Source organism: Pedobacter sp. MR2016-19 (assembly GCF_014947265.1).
Classification (GTDB): domain Bacteria; phylum Bacteroidota; class Bacteroidia; order Sphingobacteriales; family Sphingobacteriaceae; genus Pedobacter.
In genome coordinates this window covers 119,706-130,672 of the sequence record NZ_JADCNK010000015.1, presented here as the reverse complement: position 1 = coordinate 130,672, position 10,967 = coordinate 119,706, and the positions used below count along the sequence as shown (strand labels likewise).

Below are 10,967 nucleotides of genomic sequence, written 5' to 3'. Positions count from 1 at the left end.
AAGTTTAGAACCATCAACTGCAAGTTCAAAACTATTAACTGCGCTAACAATTCTGCCATCGGCAAGCATAAACCTATCAACTGCAAATATAATGTCGTTAACTGCGCTGATAATTCTGCCATCGGCAAGTATAAACCTATCAACTGCAAGTATAATGTTGTTAACTGCGCTGATAGAACTCCTAACTGCAAATTCTGAACTACCTTCGTTTATGCGTTATTTGAGCAAAAAGATTTCGTTAATTATTTTATTGTACTTATCTTAGTAGTGCAGAACAGTAATTAACAATATCTTTTAACTTAATCGGAGAAACATAAAATAAATTAAAAATTTCACAATATTCCTGAGTGAGCGGCTTAGACCCGCATCTTTCAATATCTCTGAAAAGAGTTAATTGTTGTTCTGCAGCACTCAGGAACTTTTTTTTCAAATGTTATGCAGAACAACAATTGTAAAAACCCAAACACACAGCTCCCAAATCAGGTAGCAGCTGTAACAGAATTCCGGAAACTGATTGAAGCCTATTTCGATATGATTGGTTTATCGGATGTAAATCAATTCCTTACTGAAATGCTTAGCGCAGCTATCGGGCCCGATCCGCGCTCTGGCAAACACAAGCCCATTACCATTGCCAACGCCCTTGATGATGTAAACAACATCATCAAGCTATTAACCAAAACAAAACCGCTGGCCAATGAAGAAACCTTTCAGCGTTATGCCATAAACCTCGGTTATCACCTAAAAGCTGTTGGCCAATTTGATGTGGAGCATCTTTCAGAACTATTATATGTTGGATTAAATGCCTACATCTTTCAGGAGGATGATTTTGAAGGCGCAACCTTAAAATTTTCTGCCGAAATTACCGCTGCATATAAAATGATTTATGATTGGCTGTCAGAATGCGATGCCTGGTGTAAGTCTGTTGAGTGTGATGTATATAATGAAACTGCCGGTTTAGCAGCTACACTATAACCATTTAAATTTTAATTGGCCATTTAACGTATACAGCTATGAGGGAAAACTCCCCTCCTAATTTAGGAGGGGTGCCCAACGGGCGGGGTGGTTAATCGCTTCGAAAAGTATTACTAGCGCGAGTAACCATCTAAAAAGTTTACTTAAAATGTAAACTTTTTCGTATATTTGAAACAGCAATGCATGTAATCAATGAAAGCACAGGTAAAAAACATACAGTAATCGTCAGCCAAATTGATGCGGCCGAGATTGCGCAGATTAATAAAACAAAACGGTTTGCTTTCAACTGGAACAAAGAGAAACACTTTAGTGTTTACAAACTAACATTAGAAGACTCCGCAGAACCAATAGGCATGTTATCAATTGCAGAAAGACCGGACGATTACGCATTAGAAATCAGACTCCTTGCCTCGTCATATGAAAATGTAGGCCCTGATAAAATTTATAGCAGGATAGCAGGTTGCCTGATTTCTTACGCCTGTAGGGAATCTTTTAAACTGGGCTATGATGGCTTTGTATGCCTTAAACCTAAAACTAAACTGGAAGCCCATTATATCAAAAGATATGGACTACAGTCAACTAAGCTATTTCTGGTAACAGAAGGAATAAATTCGATAAAATTGATAAAGGAATATTATGAAAACTAACAAGAACAGAAAAGAAATCCAGGAGGTAGAGTTTTCAAAATTTACTGATCAGGAACTTGCAGATGCCTATGTGTTCCCTTCCGATGAGATACAAACTGCTCAGGATAAAGGTGCAGAACAGGACTTTTGGACAAACAGGAGAAAACAGTTCGAAAACAGAAGCGAGCATGAAAAAATGTACAACAGACTACTACAGCTTAAGTTTCAGCTTGAAGACTATATCGGTAGCAACCAATATCATAAAGCATTTAACTTCGGTTATTTTCTAAATGAATATGTTAATAGACAAGATAAAAAAGACAAACAGTTCGCTATTGAGGTAGATGTTACTCCTGCTGTACTCAGCCAGTATATCAACAATCACCGAAAGCCCAAAGATGAATTTGTGATCAGACTTGAATTACACTCAGGAGGCATGATTCCTGCAATTAGTTGGTTTAAAGTTATACAAAAAGACAAAGAGCACGATATCATCACCAATAAACAATTAAGGCTAGAAGAGAGTAAACATGTAAAAAACAGACTCGAATTTGCCTATTGATCTGAAAAATAAAGAAATCAAAAATCTGGTTTGGATCGTACTCCCATATTAGTGCAAGTTTCAGTGTTTAGGATAACGGACTTAATGGCTTGTGCTTAACAGAGATTTAATTGACTGATTTTTAAGCACAAGTCAGGCCAATACTTTGGCCAGCACTAAGACTTGCGCTAGATATGTTTAATAACTCATTTTTAAATCAAACTAAACCCTATTCCCCACGCGTTAACACCTCATCTATCATTCCAAATTCTTTTGCTTCGAGGGCGCTCATCCAATAATCGCGGCTGGCTATTTCATTAATTCGTTCATAACTTTGTCCGCTATGTTTCGCCAAAATATGGTACAGATCTGATTGTACTTTTAACACCTCTCTGATCCTGATATCCATATCAATGGCGGTTCCCTCTGCCCCTCCCGAGGTTTGATGGACCATGACCCTCGAGTGCTGCAAAGCCGAGCGTTTACCGGCAGCACCGGCACATAACAATACCGAACCCATAGAAAGTGCAATGCCCGTACAAATGGTGGCCACATCAGGTGCGATAAACTGCATGGTATCATAAATACCAAAGCCTGCATACACCGATCCACCGGGCGAGTTGATATACAATTGGATGTCGCTTTTGACATCAACCGACTGCAAAAAAAGCAATTGGGCCTGTATTACATTTGCATTCCGCTCATCAACGGCTTCCCCTAAAAAAATAATCCTGTCCATCATTAACCGCGAGAAAACATCCATTTGTGCCACATTCAGCTGGCGTTCTTCTGTAATGTAAGGTGTCATGGCAACAGGCAGGGTATAAGCGGCGTTTCTGCCCATATACTGATCTACATAAAGGCTGTTTAAGCCCTGGTGTTTTACCGCATAAAGGCGGAATTCTTTGTTAATATTCATCGTATTGATTTTAAATTTCAGGCATAGCGATGCCCCTGCCCCTATTATGGAGCATGATGTATAAATTAAAGTGATTGCTTATTTGCGGAACAAACGCATTACCTTTTGCCTGAAGCTTTGATGCTCAGCGGTATTAAATAGCGTTTCGTGTATGTTATTGATTTCATTTTTCAGCTGCTTCCGGCCATAATCACGCACTATTTTGTAGGTCTTGTTCTGCCAGTAAACCTGTTGCGTCAGTTCAGGCTGTAAGATCATTTTGGCTTCGAACAGGAAACTTTCTACATCCTTACCGTCCGACAGCAGATAATGCTCTATTAAACGGAGCTCATTCAACGATGTCTTCATATTTTAAGGATTTAGCTTTAACGGTTTCTTTCACTTTTTCGAGGCATTTAAATTTCTGAGCCGTTGCAGAGCGTGCACCCGAAAAGCCAAAGCGCCCGGCCAGTGTTTCCATATCCAGTTTTTCATAATAAAAAGCACTGAGCAACTGCATACATTTCTGTCCGGCCTGCTCCAGTAAATGCATCAGTTTCCCTGAAGAAACTTCCTCGTACCCGGTATCTGCCAAATCGATCTCTTTATTAAAAACAAGAGCAAGCGAATCAAGGGTAACATATTTGTCGTTTTCCTGATAACGTTTGATCCATAAGTATTTGGCAATTCCAAATAAATAGGCTTTCTCCTGGTACTTCAGCCTCAGTCCTGAAACCTGCACTTTCTCATAATACACCACCAGCGCATCCTGAAAAATATCTTTTGCTTCCTCAAATGATCCACCCATCTTGCTTACGTGTCTTGCCACCAAAGGAAAAGCTTCTTTGTAGAGTTTCATAAAAAGGGCTTCGCGTTGGCTGGGCTTCCCTTTGATGGGTGTTGCTGTCATGATTACTATGTTTTATATAGTATGTGGGGATTTTTGATCAGATATCACCTAAAATTAGTAATTATTTTTTTCTATCCTTAAGCCTACATGAAACACATATTATAAAAATTGTTTGAGGCATTATGCCAGCTTGCTTTGAAATAACACAGCCCTTACCGAAGCACGCCCGTCAATCCCAATCCTTACATTAAATCCTACCTTGTGGACAATCCTCTTTTAAGGAAAGTTTAGGCATTATGCTAGCTTGCTTTGAAATAACACAGCCCCCACCGAAGCACGCCCGTCAATCCCAATCCTTATATTAAATCCTACCTTATGGACAATTCTCTTTTAAGAAAAGTTTAGGCATTATGCCAGCTTGCTTTGAAATAACACAGCCCTTACCGAAGCACGCCCGTCAATCCCAAGAGCCGGGGAAATCAAAAAAACAGGTGCAGTTCAGGTAAATTGGCACTAACAAACCTGAAACGCAGTGGTTTTGTGTTCATAACGATGATTTAAATTTTTAAAAAAATATTGAACACAAAACGAAGTGCCGCTGTTTTTTTGATGCGCATGGGATTGTGCAAGAGGCTCATTGCTGGATTGACAAAGCATTTTTGCATACTTTTGATGCCTCAAAAGTTTGATGCCCCGCGGCATAGAGCGGTAGCGGAATATTCACGCTGTAAAGCATTACCATCTTAACCCTTCAACTTACCCGGAGTTATGCCAAATTTCTTTCTAAAAGCATTGCTAAAATGCTGTACAGAGGAATAACCGAGCATAAATGCCACCGATTTTATAGATAGGCCTTCGAGTAGTAACTCCTTTGCATGGTTCAGCCTGTAATCGCTCAGGTAACCGAATATGCTGTTATCAAATAACCCTTTAAAGCCCTGTTTAAGTTTAAATTCGTTAATACCGCATACTTTAGCCAGTTCTGCAACCGATGGCGGCTGGTGGATATTGGCAATGAGGTAATCCCTCGCATGATAAATACAATCCCTATCGTAAGCAGAATGTAAAGCCGCAGGTTCTTTTTGCTTATTGGCCCGTTCAAAAGCTTCGGCCTGGAGCACAAGCAATTCAATACATTTCGATTCGATAAACATATGTTTCAAGCCTTCCGGATAATCACAATCGAGAATATCGCGGATGCAGTGCTGCATGGCCCATGAAATAGGGAGGTTTTGCTCTCCAAGCTGTGTATAACAACCAGTATCTACATGATCTGCCAGAACCTGTAGTGCTTTGGTAGAGTGCTCTGCCAGTTGCAAAAACTTTTCTTTAGCAAAATGTACCTCAAAAAAGCGGTAGCTCTGGCCAGTATCATATTGGCCTGTACCATCAAGCTCAGGCATGTAAATTATATTCTGCTGGTTAGCATTAAAGGTGTACTGTTGCTTATTTACTTCGTTAAAGATGGTCCCATTGCCAGAGAGCGTAAAACGCAGTTTAATCATATCCGGCACATCATAAGTAGGCCTGAAATACATCTGGTGTTGTTTAAACAGAATGTCGCCGTACACGATATAAATACCAGGGATATTGATCTGCACCAATTCCGCATCGCTAAAAGAAAAACTGTGTTTCTCCTTTCTTTCTGTAACCAATCCCCCACTTACGGGAAAATCATCAAATCTGCCCCCTACCTTTTTCCAGGCCCCGTAATTCTTCCCAACATTGATTCCCATAATGGCAATTATCACAAAAAAAGCCGGAATAATGCTATTGGGTTATCCACAATTCGATTTTATGTAAAAGAAAATCCCTTTGATGTAAAAGCGTACAGCAGCTATTTTTCAATTTTGCCACAATTGCGAAATGTACCGCAAGATGTTAATCACTTTATCATGGAAGAGCAAGAAGACCAAAATACATTAACGCTAGATAAAAAAATTGACACTCTCCCACCTAAAAGCAGTCTAATTTTTAAACTTTTACAACATTTACCCTTAAAAAAGAATGCAAATGTATTAGAAATAGGCCCTGCGAACACCGAACACCTCGCTTACCTGTTCCAAAAGTCAGAGAATTTGAGTTATACGGGTACTTATTCTTCTGAAGCAGGAATAAAAGAAGCCTTTTCTATAGTTGAAACTAATGGTAATCCGGTAGATCTGATTAAAATAACAGATAATGAACTCAATTTACAGGATAATTCCTTTGATTGTTGTTTCACAGCCAACACCATTTATTTATGGCCTGATCCTTTAAAATACTTGTCTGGAAGCTACCGCATATTAAAACCGGAAGGAAAAATGAACCTTGCCTTTGTTGAAAAAAACTTTGGTGCCGGCCTGCCCTGGACACAGCTCGATTTTACATTTTACGAGATTGATGAAGTAAAATCGTTTTTCAAACAATCGGGATTTGCAAAAATTGAAGTAAAGAAATTAACGGAGACGATAATCGATCAGAACGGAAAGGAAATCACCAAACCGTTTATCATGGTATCAGGTCAGAAACAATAGTTGATCTGGTGATATTCACATCCTGGTGGAAATTTTAGAGGAAAAATTAAAGATACTTTCGACTACGCTACCAATGGCAGAATCAATCAGTACGGTCGTCATTCTCGCGCAGGCGGGAATCTTAAAGCGCTTGCATTAAGATTCCCAATCAAGTTGGGAATGACGATTCCTCGCAGTTATAATTCCCTAAAAATTCTGTCACTCATATTGATTTCAAACAATTAATTAACTCTCAAGCTGGCATCTTTTAGTGATTTATCATTTACAAGAGGTCTTGGAATACGCTACCATTGACAGACTCTAATAGAATGGTCGTCATCCCGACCGGAGCAACGCGAAGTGGAGAGATCTTTGTACCGAGTTATTGAAATCTAATTTAAAAGATTTTGCTTCGCAGAGCTTCGGGTTCTCCACTGCGGTCGAAATGACGATATTTCGAGACCATTCCGTGCCTGTCCGTAGCGTTCTAAAAGGCGCTACGGATTAATAAATAGAAAAGAGTCTGTGATTCGTTTTAATTGAGTTTATACACTCAATTTTATTCTTGTATCCATAGAGATGCTATGCTTAACGCTACGGACAGAACTTTCTTTAACCGGGCCGCTCCGACACAGTGATACACCAACAATACTTTAAGGTAACTTTCCCTTTGCCTATTATTTAGCTATTGTTAACCTCCTGATCTAAAGCGAGTCAAATCTTTGATCTACCTGATCTCCACCAGGGGTATCACTTAACCAGAGCAAGGGTTAAGCAGTGTGCAGGCAGGTGTTACGCAAGCCTGGCCGGAAGGTGGCATAAACGTGGGGTAAATGTGGCGTAAAGGTGGACTTGGAATATTTTTTTGAGGGATCTTTAATCAAACGGATTGATTTGGGTTATCATCGCTTTTGATTAACCTAATATAAGAAATTATGATGAAGTGGGCAAAAAAAAAGCTTCGTAGTTTAAGGCTTTGTGACGTTGAGATCAGATTGATTAAACCTTAACGCGGTAACGTTCTTTTACGTCATTTAAAACGTATTATCTTTCAGAATAGGCTATCGCTTAGTGGTTAGTGAACGATCTTGAAAACCAGTTCTTTTAAGAGTTCGCCATCATCAACATTGCCGGTACTATCTAATCCTTTGCTCTTTAAATCATATTCACGAAGTAAACCGATCACCTGGAAAACTTTTCCTGTATTATAATTTCTTGCCGCTACCTCATAATCTTTAATAAAGAATGGAGGTACCCCCAATGCTGATGCAGCATCCGCCTTATTGGGAATATAATGGTATTTAAGAAGTTTGGTAAAATAACCGCCTAAATTGGCCAAAACCATTACCGTCGGATTGGCTTTAGGGTTACTGGCGAAGTAATTGATAATTTTATTACATTTTAGCACATCGCGGATGGACAGTGCCTTCTGCAATTCGAAAACGTTATACTCTTTACTGATGCCTATATTCCGCTGCACAAGATCGGTGTTGATTGTCACATCTTTTGAAACATTCAGCATTAACTTTTCGATCTCGTTGGCAATTTTAGATAGATCGGTACCCAGATATTCGGCCATTAAAGCCGAGGCCTGCTGATCAATCTTGTAACCTTTTTCTTTGATAAATTCTTCAATCCAGGGCACCAGTTTATAATCGCGCACAGGATCTGACTGAAAAATCAATCCGCTTTTATTGATGGCTTTATAGATTTTTTTACGTTTATCGAAATTGGCATATTTATAAGCCAGCACCAAAATGGTACTTGGCAGCGGTTTTTCGAAATAATTGAGTACAAATTCGCCTTCTTTTGAACTGTCTTCCTTGCCCCACTTTAAATCCTGCGCCTCCTTAACAATCACCACCTGATAATCAGACATCATCGGGTAACGCTTTGCAGCACCCAAAACCGTAGCCATATCGGTATCCTTTCCATACAAAACCGTTTGATTGAAACCTTTTTCGGCATCGTTCAGCAGCTTATCTTCAATATAATCAGTCACCTGATCAATGTAATAAGATTCTTCACCATGTAATAAGTATACAGGTTTGAACTTTCGGGCTTTGATATCTTTAATAATTTCGGCAGCAGTCATTGCCTGTAAAATTACAATTTAGGTTTAAGGATTTGGGTAAATGTTTATAATTTATAGATATGAGATTTGAGACATTAGACTGGAGACTTCATAGCATAATCCAAAATTAACTACCTTTGAAGCTGCAATATTGATAAATTGTTTTATTGTTGCATTGTTAAGAGATAAACCACTGTTAACTGCAAACCGAAAATTGCTAACTGCCAACTAAAATGTTTACTCCTACTCCGCTTAACCTTCCACCCTACCCATTTAAAATTACCCAAAAGGATGACGTGGTATTTATTTTTGATGAGCTGAGGAAGAAACACCTGGTACTTACACCCGAAGAGTGGGTGCGTCAGCATTTTATACAAAACCTGATCTTAGAGAAGAAATTCCCACGTACGTTAATCCAGATTGAAGGTGGTTTGGTGTTAAACCAATTACAAAAACGAAGCGATATTTTGGTTTACAATACTGCTGGCGAAAAACTGATGTTAATTGAATGTAAGGCACCAAAGGTAAAAATTACACAATCAGTTTTTGATCAGGCATCGCGGTATAATTCGATACATCAGGCCAGGTGGATTGTACTAACCAATGGTTTGCAGCATGTTTATGCCAGGATGGATAAGGAAAAGGGCAGCTTTAATTTTGTAGAAGAAATGCCAGAATATCTGGGGCTATAAGCAGTATTTGTCATCCTGAATGTAGTGAAGGATCTTTATTGACCGTTATTACGAATCACGAAGCGATCTTAAAAGGTATCAATGTATTGTAATGCTTTTTTTGGAAAGAAGAAACAGTAGCATTTAGGTTTATCCAGCCCCGCTCCCGCTTCTGCCAATTGAAAAAATTGGCATCCCGCTTTGATCGGGTTTAGGTGGCACAGCCAGCATTCCTATTAGGGCTTGCAAAGAGCTTAGAATAGCGCTCTTTATGAATCATGCTATTCAACCCTCAATAGGAGCAAAAGCCTTCCAATTTTAAATCTGATTGAGGCGAAAATCCTTTTTTGTCCTTCGACTACGCTACTATAGCCAGAATCCATTAGCACGGTCGTCATTCCCGCGCAGGCGGGAATCTTAAAGCGCTTGCATTACGATTCCCAATCAAGTTGGGAATGACGATCCCCTACAATCAAACATTTGTAATGAAGGATCTTTCATCTATCGGTTGGTGTCTCACCGACCGAAACTTAAAGATTCTTCACTTCGTTCAGAATGACAAAAGAGAATATGATCTAAACGCTATATTCCGGCTTCCAAACCTGTTTATTACCACTATAAATCGCCTCGTTACACATGGCCACGCAAATAGCGGCCTGGGTTCCGGTATTGATATTTGATGCGGGTTCTTTCCTGGTGGTTATCGATTTGTAAAACTCATCCAACGCATAATTTGTACCATCAATGGTGGCTTTATCTAAAATCGGGATTCCTCCGTCTTTATTCACCACGATTTTTGTAGCCCCGGTTACCCCATCAACAATACCTAATTCTTTTCTGGTACTTTCTTCAGGATAAAATAAGCCGGTATTGGTAAGCAAAGAAACCGAACCTTTGGTACCCTTTATTTTAAACAGATAACCATCGTGCGCATTGCCACAAGTGGCACCAAAGTTGCCAATCATGCCTTTTTCATTATACCGCAGAATGGCCTGTATGTTATCATAAGTTTCGCGGCCATCTTTAAAAACATCTATGCCTCCCGAACCCATAATTTCATCAGGTTGGGTTTCGAAAGCCCAATTGATAAAATCAATCTGGTGCGATAACAGTTCGGCCGCTAATCCGCCAGAGTATTCCTTGTACATTCTCCAGTTAATTTTGCGCTCTAAAGCCGGATCTGGAACAGCCCTGCGCCAATTTCCATTACGGTCCCAACGACAATCGATTTGGCTAACCTTACCTAAATAACCACTTTGGATCATGTCCTTTACCTTGAAATACAAAGGCGAATAACGATACTGATAGCCCACCTGAAAAACCTGATTGGGATATTGTTTAACCAGCTTTTTAAGTTCAAGTGCCTGTGCAATATTGTAAGTCATGGTTTTTTCTACATACACATGTTTACCTGCCAGCACCGCATCTTTGGCAATTCTGAAATGTTCGCTTAAAGGCGTGGCAATAAAAACCGCGTTGATTGTTTTATCGTCTAAAACTTTACGGTAATCTTTAATGGCTTTTGCATCAGCTGGAACGTACTTTTCGGCCTCTTTAAGCCTAAAATCGAGCAGGTCGCAATAGGCTTTAATTTTATATTTAGCCGGCATAGATTTAATTACCGACAAAACGCCTTTACCGCGATCCCCACAACCGATCATGGCCACATTAATGATTTGATCAGCTACTAAATTTGCAAAACCCTGATTGCCCAAAAATAAACCGGAACCTATTAGGGCTGATGTTTTAACAAAAGATCGACGATGCATGATATAATGGTATTATAATATTTTATTCTTTATAGGTAAAACATTAACCACATATAAAAGGATATACACAG

General features: G+C 39.4%; 12 protein-coding genes. 6 read left to right on the top strand and 6 right to left on the bottom strand.

Features of this window, described 5'->3' with window-relative positions:
- The 4 genes from IM793_RS24870 to IM793_RS18030 all read left to right on the top strand — a co-directional run.
- Positions 1–265, top strand: a 265-nt coding sequence (locus IM793_RS24870) for a hypothetical protein (protein ID WP_227256309.1), incomplete at its 5' end; no start/stop codon positions are given.
- Between the two features lie 170 nt (positions 266–435).
- Complete coding sequence (locus IM793_RS18040) at positions 436–972, top strand: hypothetical protein (protein WP_193423751.1); 537 nt, start codon at positions 436–438, stop codon at positions 970–972.
- A 179-nt stretch (positions 973–1,151) separates the two neighbouring features.
- Positions 1,152–1,619 carry a hypothetical protein gene (locus tag IM793_RS18035; RefSeq protein ID WP_193423749.1) on the top strand — a complete coding sequence of 156 codons (468 nt, stop codon included), beginning with the start codon at positions 1,152–1,154 and terminating at the stop codon, positions 1,617–1,619.
- Positions 1,609–2,160: a hypothetical protein gene (locus IM793_RS18030; RefSeq protein ID WP_193423747.1), complete on the top strand. Its 552-nt coding sequence runs from the start codon at positions 1,609–1,611 to the stop codon at positions 2,158–2,160. The genes IM793_RS18035 and IM793_RS18030 overlap by 11 nt, the downstream gene beginning before the upstream one ends.
- A 208-nt stretch (positions 2,161–2,368) precedes the next feature.
- Here the strand turns inward: IM793_RS18030 and IM793_RS18025 are convergent, their stop codons facing one another.
- The 4 genes from IM793_RS18025 to IM793_RS18010 form a co-directional block, all read right to left on the bottom strand.
- Positions 2,369–3,058 carry an ATP-dependent Clp protease proteolytic subunit gene (locus IM793_RS18025; protein WP_193423745.1) on the bottom strand — a complete coding sequence of 230 codons (690 nt, stop codon included), beginning with the start codon at positions 3,056–3,058 and terminating at the stop codon, positions 2,369–2,371.
- A gap of 78 nt (positions 3,059–3,136) precedes the next feature.
- Positions 3,137–3,406 (bottom strand): hypothetical protein, encoded by a 270-nt coding sequence (locus IM793_RS18020; protein ID WP_193423743.1) that lies wholly within the window; start codon positions 3,404–3,406, stop codon positions 3,137–3,139.
- Positions 3,387–3,947, bottom strand: a complete 561-nt coding sequence (locus tag IM793_RS18015) for an RNA polymerase sigma factor (RefSeq protein WP_193423742.1) — start codon at positions 3,945–3,947, stop codon at positions 3,387–3,389. Before IM793_RS18015 ends, IM793_RS18020 begins: the two co-directional genes overlap by 20 nt.
- A 683-nt stretch (positions 3,948–4,630) precedes the next feature.
- Positions 4,631–5,623: an AraC family transcriptional regulator gene (locus IM793_RS18010; RefSeq protein WP_193423740.1), complete on the bottom strand. Its 993-nt coding sequence runs from the start codon at positions 5,621–5,623 to the stop codon at positions 4,631–4,633.
- A gap of 159 nt (positions 5,624–5,782) precedes the next feature.
- Between IM793_RS18010 and IM793_RS18005 the strand changes: the two genes are divergently transcribed.
- Entirely contained in the window at positions 5,783–6,403 is a 621-nt protein-coding gene (locus IM793_RS18005) for a class I SAM-dependent methyltransferase (protein WP_193423738.1), read from the top strand.
- 1,054 nt (positions 6,404–7,457) lie between these two features.
- On the opposite strand, the gene holA is transcribed toward IM793_RS18005, so the two are convergent.
- The gene (gene holA / locus IM793_RS18000; protein ID WP_193423736.1) at positions 7,458–8,477 is read right to left on the bottom strand and encodes a DNA polymerase III subunit delta; all 1,020 of its coding nucleotides are present in this window, start codon (positions 8,475–8,477) and stop codon (positions 7,458–7,460) included.
- A 212-nt stretch (positions 8,478–8,689) separates the two neighbouring features.
- On the opposite strand from holA, the gene IM793_RS17995 reads away from it, so the two are divergent.
- Positions 8,690–9,148, top strand: a complete 459-nt coding sequence (locus IM793_RS17995) for a type I restriction enzyme HsdR N-terminal domain-containing protein (RefSeq protein ID WP_193423734.1) — start codon at positions 8,690–8,692, stop codon at positions 9,146–9,148.
- Positions 9,149–9,702: 554 nt separating this feature from the next.
- Here IM793_RS17995 and IM793_RS17990 read toward each other — a convergent pair.
- Positions 9,703–10,896: a Gfo/Idh/MocA family protein gene (locus tag IM793_RS17990; protein WP_193423732.1), complete on the bottom strand. Its 1,194-nt coding sequence runs from the start codon at positions 10,894–10,896 to the stop codon at positions 9,703–9,705.
- Between the last annotated feature and the right edge of the window lie 71 nt (positions 10,897–10,967).